Below are 24738 nucleotides of genomic sequence, written 5' to 3' on the forward strand. Positions count from 1 at the left end.
CACCGTATCTCCGCCTAGGCTGGGCCCTGCCTCGGGGGCACAGTGGGCACTCAACGCACATGGGGGACGACATGTCCGACGACGGCCAGCACACCGGGCACGAGCGCGTGCCGAGCAGGCAGCGCAGGCGCTTCCCGGGGATCTCCTCACGTGCCTACGAGCATCCGGCCGACCGTTCGGCCCTGGTCGCGCTGCGCAAGCTGAGCGGATTCGACACGGTCTTCAAGGCGCTCAGCGGGCTGCTGCCCGAGCGGAGCCTGAGGCTGCTGTTCCTGTCCGACTCGGTCCGCGTCTCCGAGCGGCAGTTCCAGCATCTGCACGACATGCTGCTGGACGCCTGTCACATCCTGGACCTGGAGAAGGTCCCGCCGATGTACGTCAACCAGGACCCGCAGCCCAACGCGATGTGCATCGGCCTGGACGAGCCGATCATCGTGGTCACGACGGGCCTCGTGGAGCTCCTCGACGAGGAGGAGATGCGCGCGGTCGTCGGCCACGAGGTGGGCCACGCCCTGTCCGGTCACTCGGTGTACCGCACGATCCTGCTCTTCCTGACCAGCCTCGCGCTGAAGGTCGCCTGGATCCCGCTGGGCAACTTCGCGATCATGGCGATCATCACGGCCCTGCGGGAGTGGTTCCGCAAGTCGGAGCTGTCCGCGGACCGCGCGGGTCTGCTGGTGGGCCAGGACGTACAGGCCTCGATGCGCGGCCTGATGAAGATCGCGGGCGGCAACCACCTGCACGAGATGAACGTGGACGCCTTCCTGGAGCAGGCCGAGGAGTACGACGCCGCGGGCGACCTGCGCGACTCGGTGCTGAAGATCCTGAACGTGCTGCCCCGCTCGCACCCGTTCGCCGCCGTGCGGGCGGCCGAGCTGAAGAAGTGGTCCGAGTCCCGGGACTTCCAGCGGATCATGGACGGCCACTACGCACGCCGCGACGAGGACAGGGACACCTCGGTCAGCGACTCCTTCCGCGAGTCGGCGGCCGCCTACGCGAGCGACGTCAAGAGCTCCAAGGACCCGCTGATGAAGCTGGTCTCGGACCTCGCGGGCGGGGCGGGCGACCTGGGCGGCCGGGTGCGTCGCGGCTTCGACGGCTTCAAGAGCGCCCCGCCTACGGCGCAGGAGGGGCCGACGGACGAGGAGTAGCCAGGGTCCCGCACAGCGCCGCCGGGCTGTCCGTGGCGAACGGGTCGGTGCCCGCCGGGCCCCCGCTGCGGGCCGTCTGCCCGGCCAGCAGCGGCCGCAGGTACGCCGAGGAGTCCTCGGCACAGGCGAGGGGGCCCGCCTGGACGTACGAGGTGAGCAGCTGGACCTGGTGGGTGCGCAGGTCGTCGCGGCTGAAGCCGAAGGTCAGCTCGCGGCGGACGGTGAACAGGGAGACCCGCGCACCGGCCGGGGCGCCGGTGGGCCGCAGCGCGTAGACCAGGGTGTGGTCGGCGGTGACCTCCAGCGTGTCCGCGTCGGTCTCGACGGCCTGGAGGTCGCCCTGGACCCGGATCCGGTCGTCGGCGAGCTGGGTGCGGGCGGGGTCGAAGCGGACCACCCAGCCGGTGGCGGCGTGCCGGCCGTCGGCCGCCGGGCGGGCGAAGCTCTGGTCGAACTGGTCGAGCTGGTCGGCGTCGAGCAGGGCCCGGGCGGGGGCGTTCTGGCGGCCGGTCAGCACCTCGGGGTAGAGCGCGGAGCGGACGATGTAGTCCTTGGCGCTGGTGAGCGCGGTGACCACCTGGCTGTCGGAGAAGTGGACGGTGCCGCGCGCGGCCGGCAGCGGGATCCCCTCGGCGCCGATGTCGAACTGGGCGGCGGGGCTGTGCGCGTACAGGCTCTCGGCGTCGGCCCCGCCGGGCACCTCGGCCGTCGGGGCGAGCGGGATCACCGTCGTGCGCAGGGGCTCGGCGGGGCGCCGGGCCTGCGGGGAGCCGTAGGGATGACGCACGCTCATGTAGACCGCGGTGGCCAGGGCTACGGCGAACAGCACGACGAGGATCAGCAACTGCCGGGGCAGGCCGCGGTGCAGGGGCGGGCGGCGGCGTACGGCCGGTGTGTGGTCGGCCATCCGCTCCTCGGCGGAGTACTCCTGGAGGCGGGCAGCGCGGACGAACGACTCGTCGAAGACGACGGATCGGTACTCGTCCTCGCCACCTGCGGGGCCGCCCTCGGGTGTCCCCTCCGGTGGGTCTCCTGGCCCGCCCATACTTTCAGGGTAGGTCTCAGGGGCCTCGGGTAAACGCCCTGGTACACGACAACTTCTGACAGGTTCTCACCAAGGGGCGAGCGGGTGCGCTCAGGGGGTGCGCGGCACGGCCGAGGCGACCGGCTGGCCGGTGTCGGCGGAGACGGAGGGCGCGGCGGCGCCGCCCTGTTCCACCCCGGTCGAGGCGGGGGCGGGCACCCGGTCGCGGGCGCCGGAGGAGCCGCCGCGGTAGACCGCGGCGAAGGCGAGGGCGACCATGCCTATGCCCATCACGACGGCGAGCACCCAGGCCACGGGCCGGTGCCAGCGGACCTGTCTGCCGTGGGGGCCGAAGGGGCCGTCGCCGTCGTCGAGGACGTAGAGGTCGTCCAGGTCGTCGTCGCGATCTTGGCCGAGACCGGTGCCCTCGGGGGCGTACTTGTCGTCGTAGCGCTCGCCGCGGGCGCGGGCGCGGCGGGCCTCCGCCTCGGAGGCCTCGGCTCTCGCCTGCGCGGCGGCCAGGAGGCGCTCCACGGCGGTCGGTTCATGGACCGTGGCCGCCTGCACGAAGGCCTCGTCGAAGACCACGGAGGCGAACTCTTCGTCCGACACCCCGCGGTCGTGGTCGTCGTCGGGCTCCCAGCCGTCAGGGAACGGCATGCCCCCCACGTCCTCCGGCACACGTCCAGAGTAGACCTGAGGGGTCAATTTGGGCAGGCGCTGGGGAAATTCGTCTGACTGGTGAGACGCCTTTCGGCCGTCCGCCCGGATGCCGGACGTACGGCCGAACGGGTGATTCTCAGGGGCGTACGTGGCCGTCGCCGGTGACGATGTATTTCGTGCTGGTCAGCTCCGGCAGGCCCATCGGGCCCCGGGCGTGCAGCTTCTGGGTGGAGATGCCGATCTCGGCTCCGAAGCCGAACTGGCCGCCGTCGGTGAACCGGGTGGAGGCGTTCACGGCGACGGTGGTGGAGTCGACCAGCTGGGTGAAGCGGCGGGCGGCCTGCTGGGAGGTGGTGACGATCGCCTCGGTGTGGCCGGAGGTCCACAGCCGGATGTGCTCGACGGCCTTGTCGAGGGAGTCGACGACGGCGGCGGCGATGTCGTACGAGAGGTACTCGGTCTCCCAGTCCTCGGCCACCGCCTCGACGACGGTCGCCTTGGAGTCCTTGGCGTGGGCCATCACGCGCTCGTCGGCGTGCACGGTGACGCCGGCCTCGGCGAGGGCGTCCAGGGCGCGCGGCAGGAACTCGGCGGCGATGTCCTGGTGGACCAGGAGGGTCTCGGCGGCGTTGCAGACGCTGACCCGCTGGGCCTTGGAGTTGATCAGGATGTCGACCGCCATGTCGATGTCGGCGGCGGCGTCGACGTAGACGTGGCAGTTGCCGGTGCCGGTCTCGATGACGGGGACGGTGGACTCGCTGACCACGGTCTGGATCAGGGAGGCGCCGCCGCGCGGGATGAGGACGTCGACCAGGCCGCGGGCGCGCATGAGCTCGCGCACGGAGTCCCGGCTCTCGCCGGGCACCAGCTGTACGGCGTCGGCGGGCAGCCCGGCGCCGCCCACGGCGTCGCGCACCACCCGCACCAGCGCGGTGTTCGACTCGTACGCGGAGGCGGAGCCGCGCAGCAGGACGGCGTTGCCGGACTTCAGGCACAGGGCGGCGGCGTCGACGGTGACGTTCGGGCGGGCCTCGTAGATGATGCCGACGACGCCGAGCGGGACGCGGACCTGGCGCAGGTCGATGCCGTTGGGGAGGGTGGAGCCGCGGACGACCTCGCCGACCGGGTCGGGCAGCTTCGCGACGTCGCGGACGTCGGAGGCGATGGCGCGGACCCGCGCGGGGGTGAGGGTCAGCCGGTCGACGACGGACTCGCTGGTGCCGTTCTCCCGGGCCCTGGCCACGTCCTTGGCGTTGGCCTCGACGATCTCGGCGGTCCGTACCTCCAGCGCGTCGGCGATGGCGAGCAGCGCGTCGTCCTTCACGGCGCGCGGCAGCGGCGCGAGGTCGGCGGCCGCGGCCTTGGCCCGGTAGGCGGCCTGGGTGACCGGGGACATCGAGTCGTACGGCGAGAGCGTGGTCATGAGGGAAGGGTAGTGCGCGCCGCGTACGCCTCCGGCGCACGTCCCACACACCGAGACGAAACCCCCGTACGGGATCAGAACGTACGGGATCAGAAGGGGTGGACCCCTACGGGTGTCGCGGGCGACGGGCCGTAGCCCTCGGCGATGCGGTGGTGGTAGGTCTCGCGGTCGATGACCTCCAGGCCGACGATCTCCCACGCGGGCAGTCCGGCGCTCTGCCGGTGCTCGCCCCACAGGCGCAGGGCGACGGCCGCGGCGTCGTGCAGGTCGCGGGCCTCCTCCCAGTACCGGATCTCGGCGTGATCGGTCGCGTATCTGCTGGTCAGGAGGAAGGGGTGGTCATGGGCCAGCTGTTCCAGGGCCCGGCGCAGATCGGGCAGGGGGACGGTGTCCCCGGAGACGCTGAGGGTGACGTGCCACAGCCGGGGCAGGTCTTTCGGCTCCTCGTAGGTGTCCCCGGCCGCGACGCTCGTCAGAGCACCGCGCGACGTCGCCCCAGGGCGCACTCGTCTCACGACGGCCTCCTTCATGGCTCGCTCGGCCCCTTGACGGAAGGCGTGTCCTGCCAACATGCCCCCGAGACAAAGTTGAGCAGGCCGCAGGGCTCCGCGTGGTGGTTTTACGGAACGTCCCCCACCGGGGGCGTGCCGTACGCCCTGTTTTACGAGCGGTCTTGCGACTGTCAGAGGTGCAGGAGCACCAGGTCGTCCCTGTGTACGACCTCGCGCTCGTACGCCGGGCCCAGCTCGCGGGCCAGCTCGTGGGTCGAACGCCCGATCAGCCGGGGGATCTCCTTGGCGTCGAAGTTGACGAGGCCCCGGGCCACCGCGCGACCGGCCGTGTCCCGCAGTTCGACGGGGTCGCCGGCGCTGAACTCGCCCTCCACGGAGGCGATTCCGGCGGGCAGCAGCGACTTGCGGCCCTTGACGACGGCCTCGACGGCGCCGTCGTCGAGGGTCAGCGCGCCCTGCGGGGTGGAGGCGTGCTGGAGCCACAGCAGCCGGTCGGCGGAGCGCCTGCCGGTGGGGTGGAAGTAGGTGCCGGTGTCGCCGCCGCTCAGCGCGTCCGCCGCGTGCACGGCGCTGGTGAGGACGACGGGGATGCCCGCGGCGGCCGCGATCCGGGCGGCCTCGACCTTGGTGACCATGCCGCCGGTGCCGACGCCGGCCTTGCCCGTGCTGCCGATCTCCACGCCCGCGAGGTCCTCCGGCCCCGTCACCTCCGCCACCCGCGAGGTGCCGGGCCTGCTGGGGTCCCCGTCGTAGACCCCGTCGATGTCGGAGAGCAGGACGAGCAGGTCGGCGTGGACGAGGTGGGCGACGAGGGCGGCGAGGCGGTCGTTGTCGCCGAAGCGGATCTCGTCGGTGGCGACGGTGTCGTTCTCGTTGACGATCGGGAAGGCACCCATGGCGAGCAGCTTGTCGAGGGTGCGGGAGGCGTTGCGGTGGTGGGCGCGGCGGCTCATGTCGTCGGAGGTGAGCAGGACCTGGCCGACACGGACGCCGTAGCGGGCGAAGGAGGCGGTGTAGCGGGCGACGAGCAGGCCCTGGCCGACGCTGGCGGCGGCCTGCTGCCGGGCCAGGTCCTTGGGGCGGCGGCGCAGGCCGAGCGGGGCGAGACCTGCGGCGATGGCGCCGGAGGAGACCAGGACGATCTCCCGCTCTCCCCCGCTGCGGATCTTGGCCAGCACGTCGACCAGCGCGTCGACGCGGTCGGCGTCGAGTCCGCCGACGGCGGTGGTCAGGGAGGAGGACCCCACCTTGACGACGATCCTGCGGGCCTCGCGTACGGCCTGCCTTGCCCTTGCCACCTTGCTGTCCGTCCCCTCGCGCGGTCCATCACCCGAGCCGCAATCTACGCGAACGGGTGCGGGTGGTGCGTTCAGGTCCGGTGGGTGGAACGCGAAAAGCCGCCCAGCCACCCAGCCGGGCAGGATCGCAGGGCGGATCGGCGCGTCAACGGAAAACGGGATTCCGCGGCCCTCTCGACAGGGAATTGTCCATTTACGCGCCAAAGGTGCATCAAAGATGTGAACAGTGAATCTTTTCCTCTTCTTACCTTCGGAGCCATCTCACACGGTGCGTCTCACACTCAGCAGCCCGGGTGAGCCCTGCCACACCCCAACTGACCAGCGACGGACGGGCTGTGGTAAGAACGTTCCACGAGTGACGTTAGGGTAGGATTAAACGAACCTTAACCTTGCACTCCTTGTGCCTCTCGCCACCCGCGCCGCATGTCAGCAGCGGGGCGCGGGTGAGTCTGATCGACAGTCCAGGAGCCCCAAGCATGCCCCTCGCGGATGGAAGCACTTCGCCCAAAATAAGCGTGGTCGTCCCTGTTTATAAAGTTCAGGGATATCTGCGCGCATGCTTGGACTCCATCCTCTCCCAGTCCTTCGAGGACTTCGAGGTCGTCGCGATCGACGACCACTCCCCCGACTCCTGCGGGCGCATACTCGACGAATACGCCGCCCTGGACGCGCGCGTCGTACCCGTGCACCTGGCGGAGAACCAGGGCATAGGAAAGGCACGGGACGCCGGCGCGCTGAAGGCACGCGGCGAGTACATCCTCTTCCTCGACAGCGACGACACCCTCGCCGACGGCGCTCTCCAGGCGATAGCCGACCGGCTGGCCGCCACGGACAACCCCGACATCCTCCTGCTCAACCACGTCCGCACGTACTGGAACAACCGGGTGCAGGCGAGCGCGGCCGGCGAACTGCTCGCCGCGGCCGGCGAGGACGTCTTCACGGCGCTGGAGCGTCCCGAGTACCTCGGCATGTTCGCCGTGGTGTGGAACCGCGCCTACCGCCGCGAGTTCTACGTCGACGACCACCACTTCACCTTCACCGACGGCATCTACGAGGATGCCCTCATGGTCTACAAGACCATGCTGACCGCGCAGCGCATCGCCGCCACGGACCACGTCTGCGTCGAGTACCGCCAGCGCCGCCAGGGCAACTCCATGCGCACGCCCGGACGCAAGCACTTCGGGATCTTCGAGCAGTACCAGCGGCTCTTCGCGTTCCTCGACGAGCGTCCCCACCTGGAGCCGGTGCGGGCCCTGCTGTTCGAGCGCGCCGTCAGCCACTACCTGTTCACCCTGGCCCGTGAGGACCGCATCGTCCCCAAGGACCGCGCGGAGTTCTTCAAGCTGGCGGCCGCCGACTACAAGCGCTTCAAGCCGCGGGGCCTCGTCCTCCCGGAGGGCACGCAGGGCACCCGGTTCCAGCTGCTGGAGCGCGGCTCCTACACGGCGTACTCGGCGGTGATGGCCGCGAGCAACACCCGTCGCGAGGTGATCAAGCGGGCCACCAAGGTCAAGACCAAGCTCGGCAAGACCGCCTACAACCGGCTGTACCAGCTGCACCTGCGCCGGCCCGTCGACGAGAACCTCGCCGTCTACGCGGCCTACTGGAACCGCGGTGTCGCCTGCAACCCCGGAGCCGTCTACGAGAAGGCGAAGGAGCTGGCCCCGAACGTCCACGGTGTGTGGGTCGTCAAGCGCGACGCGGTGGACACCGTCCCCGCGGGCGTCGACTACGTGGTGGCCAACTCGCCGCGCTACTGGGAGGTCATGGCCCGGGCCAAGTACCTCGTCAACAACGTCAACTTCCCGAACGACATCGTCAAGCGGCCCGAGCAGGTCTTCCTCCAGACCCACCACGGCACCCCGCTGAAGCAGATGGGCATCGACCAGCAGAAGTACCCGGCGGCGGCCAAGAACATGAGCTTCGCCAAGATGCTGGAGCGGGCCGACAAGTGGGACCTCAGCCTCACCTCCAACCAGCACTCCACGGAGATCTGGGAGCGGGTGTACCCCTGCGCGTTCGAGGCCGTCGAGTTCGGATACCCGCGCAACGACGTCTACTTCCGGGCCACCTCCGAGGACGTCACGCGGATCCGCCGTGAACTCGGCATCGAGGACGGCAAGACCGCCATCCTCTACTGCCCGACGGTGCGCGACTACCAGAAGGGCTACGTGCCCCGGATCGACCTCGAGCGCTTCTGCCGCGAGCTCGGCCCCGACCATGTCGTCCTGGTGCGCACCCACTACTTCTACGGTGCCGACCCCCGGCTGGCGGCCCTCCAGGAGCGCGGGCTGATCAAGGACGTGTCGCGGTACCCGGTGGTCGAGGACCTCTGCCTGGCCGCCGACGCGCTGATCACGGACTACTCGTCGATCATGTTCGACTACGCGTGCCTCGACCGCCCGATCGTCAGCTACGCGGACGACTGGGAGGTCTACCGCAAGGCCCGCGGTGTCTACTTCGACATCCTCTCCGGGCAGCCGGGCGAGACCCCCGGCGCGACCGCCACCACGGAGGACGAGCTGATCTCGGTCTTCCGCTCCGGCGCCTGGAACAGCGCCGAGGCCGCCGAGCTGCGGGCCGCGTTCCGCGAGCGGTTCGTGCAGTTCGACGACGGCAACGCGGCGGAGCGCGTCGTGCGCCGGCTGTTCCTCGGCCAGGACCGGGGTCCCACGGTGCTGCCCCTGGACGAGCGGACCCCGGCTCCCGCGCCGGGAGTCGTCGCCAAGGCGCGCATTCCGCAGCAGCCGACCGCTGAGCGTGGCCTCATCGGCGCCTGACGCACGGCCTGACGTACCGAACGAGAGAGACGAGCACCCCGTGGTTTCCCGCCCCTCCATTTCCAAGGCTGTCATCCCTGCGGCAGGCCTCGGGACCCGGTTCCTGCCGGCCACGAAGGCCACTCCCAAGGAGATGCTGCCGGTCGTCGACAAGCCGGCGATCCAGTACGTGGTCGAGGAGGCCGTGGCGGCGGGGCTCGACGACGTGCTCATGGTCACCGGACGCAACAAGCGTCCCCTGGAGGACCACTTCGACCGCAACTACGAGCTGGAGTCGGCCCTTCAGAAGAAGGGCGACGCCGGCCGGCTCGCCAAGGTCCAGGAGTCCAGCGACCTGGCCACCATGCACTACGTCCGCCAGGGCGACCCCAGGGGCCTCGGCCACGCCGTCCTGTGCGCCGCCCCGCACGTGGGCCACGAGCCCTTCGCCGTCCTCCTCGGCGACGACCTGATCGACCCGCGCGACCCGCTGCTCCGGCGCATGATCGAGACCCAGGAACAGCACGGCGGCAGCGTGATCGCCCTCATGGAGGTCGCGCCCGAGCAGATCCACCTCTACGGCTGCGCGGCCGTGGAGGCCACCGCCGACGGCGACGTCGTCAAGGTGACCGGGCTGGTCGAGAAGCCGGACCCGGCGGACGCCCCCTCGAACTACGCGGTCATCGGCCGCTACGTCCTCGACCCGCACATCTTCGACGTACTCCGCCGGACCGAGCCCGGCCGCGGCGGCGAGATCCAGCTCACCGACGCCCTCCAGCAGCTCGCGCAGACGCATTCATCAGCGGCTGCCGCCGCGGGGAAGGTCGGCGGACCGGTGCACGGCGTCGTCTTCGAGGGCCGCCGCTACGACACCGGCGACCGGGGCGACTATCTGCGTGCCATCGTCAGACTCGCGTGCGAACGTGAAGACCTGGGCCCGGACTTCCGGACCTGGCTTCGCAGTTACGTGGCCGAGGAGCTGACGGACGCGGACAGCTGACGTCGGTAGGGAAGAGCCGGGACGGGAACAGCCGGTACGGAACACAGGAGGGCGGGCCCGGAGGAAAACCTCCGGGCCCGCCCTCCTGTCTGACCGTCGCCTAGAACGGCTCGAAGTCGTCGAACTCCCGGCCGGCCTCGTCCCGCTCCGCCTGCCTGTCCCTACGGCGCTGCGCCGCGGGCCGCTGCGCGTCGAAGCGGTGGTCCTCGCCTCGGCGGCCCAGCATCTCCGCGCCGGCCATGACCGTCGGCTCCCAGTCGAAGACGACCGCGTTCTCCTCGGGGCCGATGGCGACGCCGTCGCCGTTCCGGGCGCCCGCCTTCATCAACTCCTCTTCCACACCGAGGCGGTTGAGGCGGTCGGCGAGGTAGCCGACGGCCTCGTCGTTGTTGAAGTCGGTCTGGCGGACCCAACGCTCGGGCTTGTCGCCGCGCACCCGGAACAGCAGCTCGCCGCCGACCTCCTCGCGCGTGACGGTGAAGCCGGCGTCGTCCACGGCCTTGGGCCGGATGACGATCCGCGTCGCCTCCTCCTTCGGCTTCGCGGCACGCGCCTGGGCGACCAGCTCACCGAGCCCGAAGGACAGCTCGCGCAGCCCGATGTGAGCGACGGCCGACACCTCGAAGACGCGGTAGCCGCGGGCCTCCAGGTCGGGGCGGACCATCTCGGCGAGGTCCTTGCCGTCGGGCACGTCGACCTTGTTCAGGACGACGATCCGGGGCCGGTTGTCGAGACCGCCGTACTGGCGCAGCTCCTCCTCGATGATGTCGAGGTCGGAGACCGGGTCGCGGTCGGACTCCAGCGTCGCGGTGTCCAGCACGTGCACCAGCACGCTGCACCGCTCCACGTGCCGCAGGAACTCCAGGCCGAGGCCCTTGCCCTGGCTGGCGCCCGGGATCAGACCGGGCACGTCGGCGATGGTGTAGACGGTCGAACCGGCCGTCACGACACCGAGGTTGGGCACGAGGGTCGTGAAGGGGTAGTCGGCGATCTTCGGCTTGGCCGCGCTGAGCACCGAGATCAGCGAGGACTTGCCCGCGCTCGGGTAGCCGACGAGGGCCACGTCGGCGACGGTCTTCAGCTCCAGGACGACGTCCTGCAGGTCACCGGGCTCGCCGAGCAGCGCGAAGCCGGGGGCCTTGCGGCGGGCGGAGGCCAGCGCCGCGTTCCCGAGCCCGCCGCGGCCGCCCTGCGCGGCGATGTACGACGTCCCGTGCCCGATCAGGTCGGCGAGGACATTGCCGGCCTTGTCGAGGACGACGGTCCCGTCCGGCACGGGCAGGACCAGGTCCTGGCCGTCCTTGCCGGACCGGTTGCCGCCCTCGCCGGGCTTGCCGTTGGTGGCCTTGCGGTGCGGCGAGTGGTGGTAGTCGAGCAGGGTGGTCACGGACTGGTCGACGGTGAGGATGATGTCACCGCCACGTCCGCCGTTGCCGCCGTCCGGGCCGCCGAGCGGCTTGAACTTCTCGCGGTGGACGGAGGCACAGCCGTGGCCTCCGTTACCCGCGGCGACGTGCAGCTCGACGCGGTCCACGAAGGTGGTCATGGTTCAGTGCCTCCAGAAACTCACGGGTATTACCTATGTCAACACGCGAAAGGCGGACCCGCCTTCCCGACCGGGAAGTGAGGTCCGCCTCGCGAAGTGAAGCGTTCGGCGCCGAATCAGGCGATTCAGGCGACCGGAACGATGTTCACGACCTTGCGGCCGCGGTGGGTACCGAACTCCACCGCACCGGCCTCGAGGGCGAACAGCGTGTCGTCGCCGCCACGGCCGACACCTGCGCCGGGGTGGAAGTGGGTGCCGCGCTGGCGAACCAGGATCTCACCAGCGTTCACGACCTGACCGCCGAAGCGCTTCACGCCGAGCCGCTGGGCATTGGAGTCGCGACCGTTCCGGGTGGACGATGCGCCCTTCTTGTGTGCCATGTCTCCTCAGTCCCTTACTTCGCAGCCGCGGGGATCGACGTGACCTTGATCGCCGTGTACTGCTGGCGGTGGCCCTGACGACGGCGGTAGCCGGTCTTGTTCTTGTAGCGCAGAATGTCGATCTTCTGGCCCTTGTGGTGGTCCACGACCTCGGCCTGGACCTTGATGCCGGCCAGCACCCACGGGTCGCTGGTCACGGCGTCGCCGTCGACAACGAGCAGGGTCGAGAGCTCGACCGTGTCGCCAACCTTGGCAGTGGAAATCTTGTCAACCTCAACGATGTCGCCGACAGCAACCTTGTGCTGGCGACCACCGCTGCGCACGATGGCGTACACGCGGATCTCTCTTTCGCTCGTCCAGAACCGGCACCCCCGCAGGCCAGCCGCCCGACAACACACGGGCGACCTCTCCCGGCCCGCACTGCGCCCGGGAGGATGAGGTTTACGGGGATGTGGCGTGCTCAGTGACACGCCGACGGTCAAGGTTACGGGGCCGGGCTGTGGGGGTCAAACTGGACGGCCCGGCCGGCCCGCGACCGCGGTCACGTACGCGGCGTACGCCGTCCCGATGTCGCTCGGCGACAGCGCGAGATGCTCCAGGATCGTGTAGCGGCCGGGCCGGGTCTCCGGGGCGAACCCGACGGCCCCGACGAACTCCTCGTCGCTGAAGCCGAGCTCCCGCGCCACCACGGGCAGACCGCGCCGGCGCAGCACGTCGGCCATCAGCCGGGCCGTGCCGTGCCCGCCCCGCAGGTACGTCGCGAAGGCGGCGCCGACGCCCACCTGCTCTCCGTGATTCGCCGCCCGGTGCGGATACGGATGGCCGAGCGCGGGCCATGGCCGCGGCCAGACCGTCGAGCTTCTCGCCGGTGACCCGGTGGGCCGGCTCCCAGTCCGCGACCGCGGAGATGTCGGACAGGGCCTCGCCGATGCCCGAGCGCTCGAACCGGGTCGGCGCCTCCCGTATCACCGTGAGGTCGACGCGAGGAGGGCGATCGGTGTGGGCACGCCGTACGCGCCACGGCCGGCGTCGTTGTCCGGATCGCCTCGTCCAGGGTGCCGCCGCCCACCTCGAACCAGACGGCGCCGGGCAGCGAGGACGCGCCCGCCGGAAAGCAGGCGGTGAAACAGAAAACAGGTGTGGCCCTGTCCGCGAACGGACAGGGCCACACCTGGTACGGCGACTGATCAGTCGTCGGCGGTGGCGACCGTGGTGGTCTTCTTCGCCGTCGACTTCGCGGCGGCCGTCTTGGTCGCCTTCTTGGCCGTGGTCTTCTTGGCCGCCGTCTTCTTCGCGGCGGTCTTCTTCGCCACGGTCTTCTTGGCTGCCGTCTTCTTCGCCGGGGCCTTCTTGGCGGTCTTGCGGGCCGCCTTCTTGGCCGGAGCGACCTCCTCGACCGGAGCCTCGGCCCCGGCCTCGGGCGCCTCCGCGGCCTCCGTCGCCGACGGGACGACCACGACGGCCGCCTCCTCGGACGCGGTCGGCGCGGTGGCCTTGCGCACGGCACGCCGACGCGGGCGGGCCGGGGCGGCGCTCTCGGCGGGCGCCTCCTCGACCGGAGCCGGCGCAGCGGCCTCGGCCTCGACCGCGGCCTCGACCGCGGTCTCGGGCACCGTCACCACGGTCGCCTCGACCCCCGCCGGGGAACCGGCCGGCGCGGACACCTTCCGGGTCGCACGACGGCGCGTGCGGCCCTTGGGCGCGGCCTCCTCGACCGCCTCGACGGCCTCGGCCGGCGGCTCCGCGACGACCGGCTCGGCAGCGGGCACCCCGGCGACCGGCGCCGCGGCGGCCGCGGGGGCCTCCTCGACCGGCTCGGCCTGCACAGCCTGCTCGGCCTTGGGGGCCTTCTCCGCCTTCGGCGCGCCCGCCGGAGCCGACGCACGGCGGCTCGCCCGGCGCCGCGAACGGCCACGGGTGGCCGCCGCCTCCGCCTCGGCGACGCTGCTGTACAGCTCCTCGTCCGGTGCGAACTCGGGCGCGGGCAGGGCGACCGGCTCGGCGGCCTCGGCGGCGACCTCGGCGGCGGTCTCCGCCTCGGGCTCGACGGCCTCGCCGGTCTCCACGGCCGCGGCCGCGGTCTCGTGCACGTGCTCCGCGGTCACGTGCTCGTGCACGTCACCGCCCTTGCCGCGCTTCTTGCGCTTGCCGCCACCGCCGCCGGCGGGCACGCTCGGCTGCTCCATGTGCACGATGACACCGCGGCCGTTGCAGTGGACACAGGTCTCGGAGAAGGACTCCAGCAGGCCCTGGCCGACGCGCTTGCGGGTCATCTGGACCAGACCCAGCGAGGTCACCTCGGCGACCTGGTGCTTCGTGCGGTCCCGGCCCAGGCACTCCAGCAGGCGCCGCAGCACCAGGTCCCGGTTGGACTCCAGCACCATGTCGATGAAGTCGATGACGACGATGCCGCCGAGGTCGCGCAGCCGCAGCTGACGCACGATCTCCTCGGCCGCCTCCAGGTTGTTCCGGGTCACGGTCTCTTCGAGGTTGCCGCCCTGGCCGGTGAACTTGCCGGTGTTGACATCGATCACGACCATGGCCTCGGTCTTGTCGATCACCAGCGAACCACCGCTGGGCAGCCAGACCTTGCGGTCGAGCGCCTTGGCGAGCTGCTCGTCGATCCGGTACGTGGCGAAGACGTCGACCTCGGAGGTCCACTTCGACAGCCGGCCCGCGAGATCCGGCGCGACGTGCGAGACGTACCCGTGGATCGTCTCCCAGGCGTCGGCACCGCTGACGACGACCTTGGAGAAGTCCTCGTTGAAGATGTCGCGCACGACCCGGACGGTCATGTCCGGCTCGCCGTACAGCAGCGTCGGGGCGTTGCCGTTCTTCGCCTTCTTCTGGATCTCCTCCCACTGCGCCTGGAGCCGCTCGACGTCGCGGCGCAGCTCGTCCTCGCTCGCGCCCTCGGCGGCGGTGCGCACGATGACGCCCGCGTCCTCGGGCACGATCTTCTTGAGGATGGTCTTCAGCCGGGCCCGCTCGGTGTCGGGCAGCTTGCGGCTGATACCGGTCATCGAGCCCTCGGGGACGTACACGAGGTAGCGGCCCGGCAGCGAGACCTGGCTGGTCAGACGCGCACCCTTGTGTCCGATCGGGTCCTTGGTGACCTGCACGAGGACGGACTGGCCGGACTTGAGGGCGGACTCGATGCGGCGGGGGCCGCCCGCCATGCCCAGCGCCTCGAAGTTGACCTCACCGGCGTAGAGCACGGCGTTGCGGCCCTTGCCGATGTCGATGAAGGCGGCCTCCATCGACGGCAGCACGTTCTGCACCTTGCCCAGGTACACGTTGCCGACGTACGAGGTCGACTGCTCCTTGTTGACGTAGTGCTCGACGAGCACGCCGTCCTCCAGGACGCCGATCTGCGTGCGCTCGCCGTACTGGCGCACGACCATCACGCGCTCGACGGCCTCGCGGCGGGCCAGGAACTCGGCCTCGGTGATGATCGGAACGCGTCGGCGGCCCTGCTCACGGCCCTCGCGGCGGCGCTGCTTCTTGGCCTCCAGACGCGTCGAGCCCTTGATGGACTGCACCTCGTCGGACGGCTCGCTCGGCTTGCGCGGCTCGCGGACCTTGACGACCGTACGCTCCGGGTCGCCCTCGCCGGGCTCGGTGTCGGTACCGGTGTCACCGGCGCGGCGACGGCGGCGACGGCGACGGCGGCTGCTGGAGCTGGAACCGCCGGACTCGTCGCCACGAGCCTCCTCGGCGTCCTCTTCCTCCTGCTCGGCGGTGTCCTCGGCGTCCTGCTCGGCCTGCTCGGCGGCCAGCTCGTCGGCCTCGGCGCCCTCGCCGTCGGCGGCCTCACCGCGACGGCGGCGACGGCCGCCCCGACGGCGGCGGCGACGGGAGCCGGCCTCCTCGAAGCCCTCGGTCTCGTCGGTCTCCTCGCCCTCGCCGAGTTCCTCGGCGGCCTCGACGGACTCGGCGGCCTCGACGGCGGTCTCCTCCGTCTCCTCGACGGCGGGGGCGGTCTCGACGGCCTGCGGCTCCTCGGCGGCACCCCGACGGCGGCGGCGACGGCGCGCACCGGCCTCGGGGCGCTCCTCGGTGTACTCGTCGGCCTCCTCGGGCTCCTCCGTCCCGGCGGCCTCGGCAGCGGCCTCGGCGGCGGCGCGCTGCGGGGTCTGGAACCTCGGCTCGGCGAACACCGGCGCCTGGAACACGGCGACGGCGGGGCGGGCGGGCCTGCGCGGAGAGCGACTCCCCGAGGCCTCAGCGGCCTCGGCGGGCTCGGCCGCTTCGGTGACCTCGGTCTTCGCGGACCGGGCCGACGCGGAGAACCCGGACGCGGCGCGCACGGCCCGACGCCGGGCACGCCGCGGAGCGGCTTCCTCGGCCGGAGCCTGCGGGGCTTCCTCGGCGGCGGGGGCGGGAGCTTCCTCGGCCACGACGGCCTCCTCCTGCACGGGGGCACCGGCGGGCGCGGACACCCGCCGGGTGGCACGCCGACGGGTACGGCTCACAGCGGCCTCCTCGGCGGGAGCGGCGGCCGGAGCCTCCTCGCTCACCGGAGCCTCCTCGCTCACCGGAGCCTCGGCGGCCTCCTCCTGGGCGGGGGCACCGGCGGGCGCCGAGGCGCGGCGCGTGGCGCGACGGCGCGGACGCGCGGCGGCCGGAGCCTCCTCGGCGGCGGGCTCGGCAGCCTCGACCGCGGCGACCTCCTGCGGGGCGGCCTCGGCCTCGGCCTCGACGACGGCCGACGTCTCCTCGGCGGCCTTCGGGGCACCGGCGGGCGCGGAGGCGCGGCGTGCGGCGCGACGGCGCGGACGCGCGGCGGCCGGGGCCTCCTCGACCTCGGCGGCAGCGGGCTCGGTGGCCTCGGCGGCGCCGGTCTCGGCGGCGGTCGGTGCGGAAACGGTGCGGGTGGCCCGGCGGCGGGTGCGGCGCGGTGCGGCGTCCTCGCCGACGACGACCTCGCCGCCCTCGGCCACGGCAGCGGCGGGCTGCTCGGTCGCCTCGGCGGCGGGCGCGGCCGGTGCGACGGCCTCGGCGGCCGCCGGTGCCCCGGCGGGGGCGGAGGCGCGGCGCGTGGCCCGTCGGCGCGGGCGGCCGGCGGTCGGCGCCTCGGCGGTCTTCCCGGCCTCGACGGACGCTTCGCCACCTTCGGCGGCGATCAGTGCCTCGGTGTCCTCCGCGCCCTCGATGTCCTCGGTGTCCTCATCGGCCGGTATGGCCGGCAGGGTCACCTCGGTGGCTGCCCCGGCCGCGGCGGGCGGGCCCGCCGGGCGGGAGGCGGCACGGCGACGCCTGCGCGGCGGCAGGGTGTCGCTCGGAGTGTTCGGTTCGGAGCCCTCGACGGGCTCGGTCGGTTCGAGCATGCGGGCGTTTCTCCCGTCAGGCTCCCGGGCGCCGCGCCTGGTCCGGCGTCGGCCTCGAAGGGCCGTCCGCCGTTGACGTCCGCGGCCCGCGCGATGCGCGATGGCCGCCGTCCGGGGCGCGGGCGCCGCACGGGAGCACTCTGTGTCCTGTCTCGCCGGTTCCGTACGCCTTGTCGGTACGGCCTGGCGAAAGTCTTCTGGTCGGTGCGCTGCCCGACCCAGGTGGCTCCCGAGTACGAGGGCGGCGCTACGACGTCCGTCCCTACGCGGAACCTTCCGGCGTCGGCGCCGTCGCGGCGGCAGCCGGTCTGGCCGTCAGGGCCTCGGCTGCCTCGCGGTCGGGCGCGAGCGGGTCGGTCACCGTGCCGGTCTCTTCATCGAACAGCCCCTGCGCCAGCCTGGTCACCGCTGCGGGGACCGGCGGCGCCAGGTCGGCCACGGCGCGGAGACCGGACAGGACGTCGTCGGGTCGTACGGCAGGCGTCACGTGCCGAACAACCAGCCGCAGTATCGCACAGGGCTGGTCGGTCGGCCTATCAGCCGGTGAACTGTGCGTTTCCAGACTCACCACGGCCGGGCGGGCGTCGAAGGTGCGGACGCCGTTCTTGGTCGTGCGCTGCACCTCGACGGTCTCGGCCTCGGTGAAGGCCTCGACCGCGCGCTCGGCGTCGACCGGGTCCACGCCGTCCAGCCGCAGCTCCCAGACGGAGGCCGTCAGCCGGTCGGCGAGGCCCGAGGTCCGCGCCTCGACCGCGTCGACGACGTCGAGCCCGGCGGGCAGCGACTCGTCGAGGAGGACGCGCAGCGTCTGCGGGTCACGCGCCTGTGTCAGCGCGATCTCCAGGTACTCCGCCTCGCTGCCCGTGCCGGTGGGTGCGGCATTGGCGTACGACACCTTGGGGTGCGGCGTGAACCCTGCCGAGTACGCCATGGGCACCTCGGCACGGCGCAGCGCACGCTCGAAGGCGCGCTGGAAGTCTCGGTGGCTGGTGAACCTCAGGCGGCCGCGCTTGGTGTAGCGCAGTCGGATGCGCTGCACCGCGGGTGCGGGCGGCGGGCCTTCGGGCTGTCGCTTGCCCAGTGTCCTAGTCCTTCGTGAGAGCGGTCGTACTGCTACCAAGAGTACGTGCAGCGGGCCCCTGAGGTTCCCGCCGGTCCACCGCGGCCGGCTGCCGGGGCTCGCCGAACAGCGCCCGCCGTACGTCGGCGCGGACCTGCCGCACCGTGTCCCGCGCGCCGGCCGGCGCCCCGCGGACGGCCCGCCCCACCGCACGCGCGCCCCGGGCGGCGGGCCGCAGGACGGCGTCCCGGACGAGACGTCCGACGGGCGTGAGAAGACTCCGGTACACCCGGCGCACGGATTCGACGAGGATCCACCGCACGAGCGTCCCGAGCAGCCGCCCCACGGCCCGCGAGAGCCGCCCCGCGACCCGCCACGCGTGCGAGAGGGCCTCCCCCGCCTCCCGCGCCACGACGGCGAGGACGCGGCCGACGGGCGCGAGCACCCAGCGCCACAGGGCGAGCGCGGGCAGGACGAACACCACGCGCAGCGCCCCGTACACGGCGAGGCCGACGGCGGTGGCGACGGGGGCGAGGACCCGGGCGCACAGCCACCGCGCGGGCACGACGAACAGATACCGCCCGAGGGGGGTGAGCACCGACCGGTGGAGCCACGCGGCCGGTACGACGACGAGCACGCGTCCGAGCCACCCGAGCGCGCCGCCCACCGGCACCAGGACGTACCGCCACAACCCGGCGGCCACCCGTGCCAGAGCGCGTCCGCGCGGCCGCAGCAACGTGCCCGGCAGGAACCGCCCGACGACGACAAGCCCGTCCCACACCACCCGCACCGGTACGACCAGGACGAGGACGACGATCCGGACCGGGATCCGGATCGCGACGACGAGACACCCTTCGGACTGCCGGGACTCGGGCGACGGCTTCTGCGGTTCCATATCCGTCAGGACGCCCCGGCCCGCCGGCCCGGCTCCCCCCTGCCGGATTGCGATGCCGTCACGACTGCTGCGGCGGTCCGGCCCGGTCAGCGGGCTTCGATGACGACGGACTCGATGACGACGTCCTGCACGGGTCGGTCGGTGCGCGGGTTGGTCTGCGTCGCCGCGATGGTGTCGACCACCTTCCTGCCGGCGTCGTTGGCCACTTCGCCGAAGATGGTGTGCTTGCCGGTGAGCCACGTGGTCGGACCCACCGTGATGAAGAACTGGGACCCGTTCGTGCCCGGACCGGCGTTGGCCATGGCCAGCAGGTAGGGCTTGGTGAAGGCCAGGTCGGGGTGGAACTCGTCGGCGAACTCGTACCCCGGGCCGCCCGTGCCGTTGCCCAGCGGGTCACCGCCCTGGATCATGAAGCCCTCGATGACCCGGTGGAAGACCGTGCCGTCGTAGAGCCGGTCCGTGGTCTTCGCGCCCGTCTTGGGATGGGTCCACTCCCGCTCGCCCTTCGCCAGCTCGACGAAGTTCCTCACCGTCTTCGGCGCGTGATCCGGGAAGAGCCGGATCTCGATGTCGCCCTGACTGGTCTTCAACGTCGCGTACAGCTGCTCTGCCACCCGTCACGCCTCTCTGCCTGGTCGTCACGTGATCGTGACACGACCCTGTGTGCCGTATGCCCGGTTGACCGCGCGGGCGGCGGCATTACCGCCGAACGAGTGACGGCGGGCGGGACGTGCACAGCGGCGAGCCCCTTCCCGGTCGGGGGAAGGGGCTCTGCGCGGCGGCCGGGGTGCGGGCTGTCAGAAGGCCTGGTTGTTGCAGCCCATGTCCGAGCCGAGGTGGCTCTGCTGCGCACCCGGGTTGCCTTCGCCGTTCAGCGCGTTGCCCAGCGCGCCGGTGAGGGCGCTGACGTTGCCGAGCACGTTGATGTTCATGTCGTGCGAGCGGCACTCGGTGTTCTGCGTGACGTCGAAGTCACGGTCGAACCCGCCGTGCGCGGAGGCGGAGGCGGCGCCGAACGAGGCGACGCTGCCGAGGACGGCACCCACGAGGACGGCCCTCTGGAACTTGCGCATTGGTTCTCCGTTGGTCGGGCAGATGGGATCTGCAACAGGGTCGAGAGTCGGGATTGCGGACGGTTACGGGGCGGCGGTCAGCCGAGTTGCGGAAGCCCCAGCTGGCCGACGGGAGGTGCGGCGACCTGCCCGAGGCCGACCGGGGACAGCTGCGGCACGCTCGGCGCCCCGACCAGCGGGTTGACGAGCGGGTTCACCTGCGGGTTCACCTGGGGGTTCACCTGCGGGGTGACGTGCGTCGGGCCGTCCGTCGCGGGGATGCCCTGGGGCGCGGCCAGCTGCGGGGCGACCTTCGGCATCACCTCCGGCATGACCTGCGGTACGACCTGCGAAGACGGCTGCGCGGGCGCGTACTGCGGCGCGGGCGCGTACTGCTGGGGCGGGGCGTACTGCGGCGGCGGCGCGTACTGCGGCGCGGGCGCGTACTGCGGCGGCGGCGCGTACTGCGGCTGCGGGTACGGCGAGGCGTTGGCCTGCGCCGCCCCCTGCGACGAGGCCGAGGCGGAGGCGTAGCCGGTCTGTTGGGGCGGCGGCGGGGCGTACTGCGGTGCCGGCTGCGGCACGTACTGCGGCGGCGGGGCGTACTGCGGGTACTGAGGGGGAGCGACCTGTGCCATTCCCCTCGACGTGCCCGAAGCGGCGGCGTACCCGGCCTGTTGGGGCGGCGGAGCGGCGTATTGCGGAGCCGGCTGCGGCGCGTACTGCGGCGGAGGGGCGGCCTGGGGGGCCGGCTGCTCCGGAGCCGGTGCTGGAGCGGGACCGCCATATCCGTATCCGACAGGGGAGTCGGCATGGCTGACGCCGGCACCGATGGCGGACAGACCACCTGCCGCTGCTAGAACGAGCGCGGCCCTGTGAAGCTTGCGCATGAAACCCTCGGCCCTTCGATACCTGAAAAGGGGAAATCCATTGCATTCGATCGCGGTCACGCGTGCAGTCGGTGCGGTAGTCGCACGGCACCGTCAGCAGCGGTACTCCTGAGTAGCACGCGGACGTCGCATCGAAACCGGGAGCGAATTCCCTCACCCCACTTCGAAGTCCACGGTCGCTGCCCTCTCCCGGTCGGAACGACGATTCACGCAGTGTGGTCACGGCATCCGAAGACCCGTCACCCATTTGCCAGCCACCGGAACACACGTCGCGGTCCCGGGCTCTTACGACAAATGGGTGACCACGGTCCTGCACCCGTATCCGGGCTTGCGCACACCTCGTTCCCCACAGGGTGAGAACGATGGTCCATCGCAGCCGTTCAAGGCAGTTGTCGCAGCCACAACTGCGCTGCCCCATCCCGCATTTCACCAGGTTCCGTGCACAGGTCAATGAAGGGCCGAGGATTCCATGCGCAAGCTCCAGCACGTCGCGCTCGTCATCGCAGCAGCCGGCGGTCTGACCGCCGTCGGTGCCGGCCCCAGCTCCGCCGCCACCCCGGCCTACAACGGAGCTGTGCCGCCGCCCGCTTCACAGCCGGACGCCCAGGCCACCTCGGCCACCTCCGCCGCGGCGACCGCGCAGTCCTACGGCACGCCGCAGCAGGCGCCGTCGCGGGGCACCGATGTCGCCCCGCAGCTCAACCCCCAGCTGAACCCGCAGATCAACCCCCAGATTTCGCCCCAGACACCGCAGTCGGTGGAAGGCGGCCCGGTCGGCCAGGCCAACCTGTTCCGTCCGTCCCAGGAGTGCAGCCCGCAGACCCTGCTCGGCGCGAACGTCCCGGTCGGCCTGCTCGGCGCCGCCCAGACCCGCGGCATCGACTGCACCCAGGCCAACACCCAGTCGAACGCCCTCGCCAACGCGCTGCACGGCTGACAAACCGTCAACTCCGCCCGTGAACGGGCCTCTTGGGCATCATGCCCAAGGGGCCCGTTCACGGGCTTATATGACTTTTTCGTGTTTCTACCGTGTGATCAAGAAAGCGGCGCGTCGTTGCCGGTTTTAGCGTATTTGCTACTAATCTCCCGTAACTGTAGAAAGTCGATCTGCCACAGATCGCATCCACTCACTCCACGGAGATGACATGCGCAAGCTTCGCAACGTTGCCGTTCTGGTCGCCGCTCTCGGCAGCATCGGCCTCGTGAGCGGCACTGCCTACGCCGGCGAGGGCGGCGGCCACGGCGAGCACGGGGACAAGTTCAACATCACCCAGAGCTCTCAGTGCAGGTCGCACGACCTGAACCTCGACGTCCTCGGCGAGGTCGGCATCCTCAACGGCCTGCTGGGCAACGCCCTGAACGGCGAGGGCAACCCGGGCGCCCAGGCCACGAGCATCGGCTCGACGATGGGCTGCAACAACAGCGCCTTCTGAGGCCTCGCCCACGGCGCTGAGGCGCCGGTCGGGTAAATGGTCCCGACACCGGGCCGCGGGCCGGGTGTCGGGACCTTTCCTGTGCGCCGACAAATCTGCACTGCGGTGAAAAGCAAGCGAAAAGCATTCGGTTCGGCGCGTCGCTCGATTCTCTCGGGTATTTCGTATCACCATTCATCACGGCATAGATGGCGATTTCTCGCGCATCGCATCCACCTCATTCCACGGAGATCACATGCACAAGGTCCGCACCGCTGCCGTTCTCCTCGCCGCATTCGGGAGCCTCGGCCTCCTGGGTGCCGGCACCGCCCACGCCGGTCAGGGCGGGGGCAAGGGAGACGAATTCAACGTCACGCAGAGCAGCACCTGCAGGTCGCACGACCTGAACCTCGACGTCCTCGGCGAAGTCGGCATTCTCAACGGCCTCGGCGGCAACCTGCTGAACGGCGAAGGCAACGCCGGAGCCCAGCAGTCCTCCCTGGGCTCGTCCATGGGGTGCAGCAACTCGTTCAAGTAGGCCGGTGAGCAAGGCCGACGAGTAGCGCCGAACGACAATCCCCGGTATCCCGACCACTGGTTGGGACACCGGGGATTTTCGCTGTTCCGGCGGCGCTCAGATCTCGATGTGCGGCTTCCGGAAGCCCTTGGGCAGCTTTGCCGTGTTGGAGCAGTCCACGACCGGCCCGACACTGGCGGATCCGCCGTCCATCGGCGGGCCGTCCGGGAACACCACGTGCGGGCGGCCCTCTGCCGAGCAGTCCTGCGCCTGCTGGAGGACGTGCTTGCCGTCCTTGTCCGAGCGGTTCTCGGTCCTGTGCACACAGACGGTACTGCCCTGCTCAGTGGTCCTGCAGTCGCCCCTGGGGCCCTCTGCGTACGCGTGTCCGGCGCCGACGCAGAACACGGCGAGACTTCCGACGAGCCCCGAGACGGTGGCGATCTTCCGCGGACTGAACATGTCTTGCCTTCCTTTCTTCCTTTACGACGAAGGCCCGGGCGCATGCGCCAGTGACTGGCGTGCGCCCGGGCCCGATGGGGTCGAAACTGAGGATCCCGCGCCTGGACACGCGCTGTGCGCGCCCAGTTGCGGGAGTGCCACAGCCCGGACGCGTGCCCCGACGGGGCCGTCGTGCGTCCGGGCTGCCTCTGCCACGGGGGTCACTCAACAGACCGGTGAACAGACCGAATCGGTGCAGGTCCGGGATGCCGAGCTCGTGCGATACACATCAGGTTTCCGAAGAGGATCGATGCGCCCGTGGCGGCGACGAGGGGATGAGTCCTCGGTGCGGTCTTACTCGCCGCCCTCGGGGCCCTGGGGGCCCTGGGGGCCGTAGCCCTCGGGGCCCTGCTCGGGGCCTTGCTCCTGCGGCCCGTGGCCCTGCGGCGGGGCGTAGAAGTTACCGCCGGTGGCAACGGCGTTGGCCGACGAGTTGGCCACGGCGGTGATCTGCGGGGGCGCGTCCTCGCCGCCGGCTGCGGAGCTGACCCCGGCGCCGAGGGCGCACAGCCCCGCAACCGCCGCCGCTACAACTGCAACGCGCTGAAACTTACGCATGGATAGACCCTTCGTTACCCAGGCGGAGCGCCTGGCTTGACTACTTAATGTGAGCATATACAAGCGCTCCGTAGTTATTGAGGATCTACACCACATGTCGCGTCACGCGGTTCAACGTGGCATGTCGAGCGGCATTCGCCTGCCGTCGGCGCCGGCGGGAACTCCCACCGTCCTAGGTGCGTTTGCGGGCACTCCGACCGTCTGGGGTGAACACGTCACCTCGGGCCCGAGTCGCTCGATCCCGGTGCCCAGGAACCCGGGCACCGTCACGGGCTGCACCGGCTTGCAGGTCTCCTGGTGCGGAGGGGTCTCGCCCTCGGGCACCTCGCCCTGGATCCGCTGCGTGCAGGTGAGGTTGCCCAGAAGGTCGTTGCTGCAGCCTCCCGGACCTCCCGCGGTGTGCGCCTGGGCGAGGCCGACGCAGGACACGGCGATGCCGCCCACGAGCCCCGAGACGGCCGCGATCTTCTTCCTGCTGAACATGGGACGCGCCTTCCTTTGCAGGTGCCGCTCAGCCGGCGAAGGCCTGGTTGAACTGGCCGCAGCTGCTCTCCACGTTGTCGGCGAGGCCGAGCACGCCGACCGGGACGTTGGCCACGCCCGCCTCCTGCGGGCTGCACTCCTGGTAGGGACGGAAGAGGTCGACCTGCTGCGGCTGGTCACCGCCGTAGGAGTCGGCGATGGCAGTGCCGGCGCCGATGGCGGACAGGCCACCGGCCGCCAGTGCCGCGATCACGACCTGCTGAAGCTTGCGCATGGAGCCCTCG

24 protein-coding genes and 1 pseudogene are annotated in these 24738 nt (G+C 71.4%); 6 read left to right on the forward strand and 19 right to left on the reverse strand.

All coding sequences use genetic code 11. The features are described 5' to 3' along the window. Positions 1 to 71 precede the first annotated feature (71 nt). Positions 72 to 1151, forward strand: coding sequence for a M48 family metallopeptidase (locus tag BIV23_RS33455; protein ID WP_071384743.1), 1080 nt, complete (start codon positions 72 to 74; stop codon positions 1149 to 1151). On the opposite strand, the gene BIV23_RS33460 is transcribed toward BIV23_RS33455, so the two are convergent. The 5 genes from BIV23_RS33460 to proB all read right to left on the reverse strand — a co-directional run bounded on the left by BIV23_RS33460 (position 1117) and on the right by proB (position 6071). Beyond that, the gene (locus tag BIV23_RS33460) at positions 1117 to 2196 is read right to left on the reverse strand and encodes an SCO2583 family membrane protein (RefSeq protein WP_071384744.1); all 1080 of its coding nucleotides are present in this window, start codon (positions 2194 to 2196) and stop codon (positions 1117 to 1119) included. The genes BIV23_RS33455 and BIV23_RS33460 overlap by 35 nt on opposite strands. A gap of 90 nt (positions 2197 to 2286) precedes the next feature. Then, the gene (locus BIV23_RS33465; protein WP_071384745.1) at positions 2287 to 2856 is read right to left on the reverse strand and encodes an SCO2584 family spore wall biosynthesis protein; all 570 of its coding nucleotides are present in this window, start codon (positions 2854 to 2856) and stop codon (positions 2287 to 2289) included. Between the two features lie 118 nt (positions 2857 to 2974). Further along, positions 2975 to 4261 (reverse strand): glutamate-5-semialdehyde dehydrogenase, encoded by a 1287-nt coding sequence (locus tag BIV23_RS33470; protein WP_071384746.1) that lies wholly within the window; start codon positions 4259 to 4261, stop codon positions 2975 to 2977. 89 nt (positions 4262 to 4350) lie between these two features. After that, a complete protein-coding gene (locus BIV23_RS33475; RefSeq protein WP_071384866.1) occupies positions 4351 to 4776 on the reverse strand; it encodes a hypothetical protein in 426 nt (141 codons plus the stop codon). A 167-nt stretch (positions 4777 to 4943) separates the two neighbouring features. After that, entirely contained in the window at positions 4944 to 6071 is a 1128-nt protein-coding gene (gene proB, locus BIV23_RS33480) for a glutamate 5-kinase (RefSeq protein WP_071384747.1), read from the reverse strand. A gap of 476 nt (positions 6072 to 6547) precedes the next feature. Here proB and BIV23_RS33485 point away from each other — a divergent pair, with 476 nt between their 5' ends. Both BIV23_RS33485 and galU read left to right on the forward strand, forming a co-directional pair. Beyond that, positions 6548 to 8851, forward strand: coding sequence for a bifunctional glycosyltransferase/CDP-glycerol:glycerophosphate glycerophosphotransferase (locus BIV23_RS33485; RefSeq protein ID WP_071384748.1), 2304 nt, complete (start codon positions 6548 to 6550; stop codon positions 8849 to 8851). Between the two features lie 40 nt (positions 8852 to 8891). Beyond that, positions 8892 to 9830 (forward strand): UTP--glucose-1-phosphate uridylyltransferase GalU, encoded by a 939-nt coding sequence (galU, locus tag BIV23_RS33490; RefSeq protein WP_071384749.1) that lies wholly within the window; start codon positions 8892 to 8894, stop codon positions 9828 to 9830. 100 nt (positions 9831 to 9930) lie between these two features. On the opposite strand, the gene obgE is transcribed toward galU, so the two are convergent. The 10 genes and pseudogenes from obgE to BIV23_RS33540 all read right to left on the reverse strand — a co-directional run bounded on the left by obgE (position 9931) and on the right by BIV23_RS33540 (position 20731). Next, a complete protein-coding gene (gene obgE, locus BIV23_RS33495; protein WP_071384750.1) occupies positions 9931 to 11376 on the reverse strand; it encodes a GTPase ObgE in 1446 nt (481 codons plus the stop codon). Positions 11377 to 11501: 125 nt separating this feature from the next. Continuing rightward, complete coding sequence (gene rpmA, locus BIV23_RS33500) at positions 11502 to 11756, reverse strand: 50S ribosomal protein L27 (RefSeq protein ID WP_071384751.1); 255 nt, start codon at positions 11754 to 11756, stop codon at positions 11502 to 11504. A 14-nt stretch (positions 11757 to 11770) separates the two neighbouring features. Beyond that, complete coding sequence (rplU, locus tag BIV23_RS33505; RefSeq protein WP_030749991.1) at positions 11771 to 12091, reverse strand: 50S ribosomal protein L21; 321 nt, start codon at positions 12089 to 12091, stop codon at positions 11771 to 11773. 171 nt (positions 12092 to 12262) lie between these two features. Continuing rightward, positions 12263 to 12793 (reverse strand): annotated as a pseudogene (locus tag BIV23_RS47275) (dehydroquinate synthase/iron-containing alcohol dehydrogenase family protein); the annotation flags it as partial. A gap of 150 nt (positions 12794 to 12943) precedes the next feature. Then, a complete protein-coding gene (locus tag BIV23_RS33515; RefSeq protein WP_071384753.1) occupies positions 12944 to 17086 on the reverse strand; it encodes an Rne/Rng family ribonuclease in 4143 nt (1380 codons plus the stop codon). Between the two features lie 262 nt (positions 17087 to 17348). Beyond that, the gene (locus BIV23_RS33520; protein ID WP_071384754.1) at positions 17349 to 18125 is read right to left on the reverse strand and encodes a TIGR03936 family radical SAM-associated protein; all 777 of its coding nucleotides are present in this window, start codon (positions 18123 to 18125) and stop codon (positions 17349 to 17351) included. A gap of 46 nt (positions 18126 to 18171) precedes the next feature. Continuing rightward, entirely contained in the window at positions 18172 to 19041 is an 870-nt protein-coding gene (locus BIV23_RS33525; RefSeq protein WP_071384755.1) for a hypothetical protein, read from the reverse strand. An 86-nt stretch (positions 19042 to 19127) separates the two neighbouring features. Then, positions 19128 to 19655, reverse strand: coding sequence for a peptidylprolyl isomerase (locus tag BIV23_RS33530; RefSeq protein ID WP_071384756.1), 528 nt, complete (start codon positions 19653 to 19655; stop codon positions 19128 to 19130). A gap of 183 nt (positions 19656 to 19838) precedes the next feature. After that, the gene (locus BIV23_RS33535; protein WP_071384757.1) at positions 19839 to 20114 is read right to left on the reverse strand and encodes a hypothetical protein; all 276 of its coding nucleotides are present in this window, start codon (positions 20112 to 20114) and stop codon (positions 19839 to 19841) included. A 77-nt stretch (positions 20115 to 20191) separates the two neighbouring features. Further along, positions 20192 to 20731, reverse strand: coding sequence for a hypothetical protein (locus tag BIV23_RS33540; protein ID WP_107471344.1), 540 nt, complete (start codon positions 20729 to 20731; stop codon positions 20192 to 20194). A 721-nt stretch (positions 20732 to 21452) separates the two neighbouring features. Here BIV23_RS33540 and BIV23_RS33545 point away from each other — a divergent pair. The 3 genes from BIV23_RS33545 (at position 21453) to BIV23_RS33555 (ending at position 22933) form a co-directional block, all read left to right on the forward strand. Then, positions 21453 to 21920: a hypothetical protein gene (locus tag BIV23_RS33545; protein ID WP_071384759.1), complete on the forward strand. Its 468-nt coding sequence runs from the start codon at positions 21453 to 21455 to the stop codon at positions 21918 to 21920. A gap of 208 nt (positions 21921 to 22128) precedes the next feature. After that, positions 22129 to 22416, forward strand: a complete 288-nt coding sequence (locus BIV23_RS33550) for a hypothetical protein (protein WP_071384760.1) — start codon at positions 22129 to 22131, stop codon at positions 22414 to 22416. 235 nt (positions 22417 to 22651) lie between these two features. Beyond that, the gene (locus BIV23_RS33555; RefSeq protein WP_071384761.1) at positions 22652 to 22933 is read left to right on the forward strand and encodes a hypothetical protein; all 282 of its coding nucleotides are present in this window, start codon (positions 22652 to 22654) and stop codon (positions 22931 to 22933) included. A gap of 96 nt (positions 22934 to 23029) precedes the next feature. Here BIV23_RS33555 and BIV23_RS33560 read toward each other — a convergent pair whose 3' ends face one another. From BIV23_RS33560 to BIV23_RS33575, 4 genes are all read right to left on the reverse strand, one after another. Beyond that, positions 23030 to 23374: a hypothetical protein gene (locus BIV23_RS33560; protein ID WP_079173574.1), complete on the reverse strand. Its 345-nt coding sequence runs from the start codon at positions 23372 to 23374 to the stop codon at positions 23030 to 23032. 333 nt (positions 23375 to 23707) lie between these two features. After that, entirely contained in the window at positions 23708 to 23971 is a 264-nt protein-coding gene (locus BIV23_RS33565) for a hypothetical protein (protein WP_071384762.1), read from the reverse strand. A gap of 111 nt (positions 23972 to 24082) precedes the next feature. Then, complete coding sequence (locus BIV23_RS33570) at positions 24083 to 24454, reverse strand: hypothetical protein (protein ID WP_071384763.1); 372 nt, start codon at positions 24452 to 24454, stop codon at positions 24083 to 24085. Positions 24455 to 24482: 28 nt separating this feature from the next. Then, a complete protein-coding gene (locus BIV23_RS33575) occupies positions 24483 to 24728 on the reverse strand; it encodes a hypothetical protein (RefSeq protein WP_071384764.1) in 246 nt (81 codons plus the stop codon). Positions 24729 to 24738 lie beyond the last annotated feature (10 nt).

Origin of the sequence: Streptomyces monashensis, from assembly GCF_001866665.1 — a bacterium.
Classification (GTDB): Bacteria; Actinomycetota; Actinomycetes; order Streptomycetales; family Streptomycetaceae; genus Streptomyces; species Streptomyces monashensis.

Coding starts and splice junctions, on each gene's coding strand:
- BIV23_RS33455 (WP_071384743.1), top strand. CDS start 72: ATGTCCGACGACGGCCAGCACACCGGGCACGAGCGCGTGCCGAGCAGG.
- BIV23_RS33460 (WP_071384744.1), bottom strand. CDS start 2,196: ATGGGCGGGCCAGGAGACCCACCGGAGGGGACACCCGAGGGCGGCCCC.
- BIV23_RS33470 (WP_071384746.1), bottom strand. CDS start 4,261: ATGACCACGCTCTCGCCGTACGACTCGATGTCCCCGGTCACCCAGGCC.
- BIV23_RS33485 (WP_071384748.1), top strand. CDS start 6,548: ATGCCCCTCGCGGATGGAAGCACTTCGCCCAAAATAAGCGTGGTCGTC.
- obgE (WP_071384750.1), bottom strand. CDS start 11,376: ATGACCACCTTCGTGGACCGCGTCGAGCTGCACGTCGCCGCGGGTAAC.
- rpmA (WP_071384751.1), bottom strand. CDS start 11,756: ATGGCACACAAGAAGGGCGCATCGTCCACCCGGAACGGTCGCGACTCC.
- BIV23_RS33515 (WP_071384753.1), bottom strand. CDS start 17,086: ATGCTCGAACCGACCGAGCCCGTCGAGGGCTCCGAACCGAACACTCCG.
- BIV23_RS33525 (WP_071384755.1), bottom strand. CDS start 19,041: ATGGAACCGCAGAAGCCGTCGCCCGAGTCCCGGCAGTCCGAAGGGTGT.
- BIV23_RS33535 (WP_071384757.1), bottom strand. CDS start 20,114: ATGCGCAAGTTCCAGAGGGCCGTCCTCGTGGGTGCCGTCCTCGGCAGC.
- BIV23_RS33540 (WP_107471344.1), bottom strand. CDS start 20,731: ATGGCACAGGTCGCTCCCCCTCAGTACCCGCAGTACGCCCCGCCGCCG.
- BIV23_RS33545 (WP_071384759.1), top strand. CDS start 21,453: ATGCGCAAGCTCCAGCACGTCGCGCTCGTCATCGCAGCAGCCGGCGGT.
- BIV23_RS33550 (WP_071384760.1), top strand. CDS start 22,129: ATGCGCAAGCTTCGCAACGTTGCCGTTCTGGTCGCCGCTCTCGGCAGC.
- BIV23_RS33555 (WP_071384761.1), top strand. CDS start 22,652: ATGCACAAGGTCCGCACCGCTGCCGTTCTCCTCGCCGCATTCGGGAGC.
- BIV23_RS33560 (WP_079173574.1), bottom strand. CDS start 23,374: ATGTTCAGTCCGCGGAAGATCGCCACCGTCTCGGGGCTCGTCGGAAGT.
- BIV23_RS33565 (WP_071384762.1), bottom strand. CDS start 23,971: ATGCGTAAGTTTCAGCGCGTTGCAGTTGTAGCGGCGGCGGTTGCGGGG.
- BIV23_RS33570 (WP_071384763.1), bottom strand. CDS start 24,454: ATGTTCAGCAGGAAGAAGATCGCGGCCGTCTCGGGGCTCGTGGGCGGC.
- BIV23_RS33575 (WP_071384764.1), bottom strand. CDS start 24,728: ATGCGCAAGCTTCAGCAGGTCGTGATCGCGGCACTGGCGGCCGGTGGC.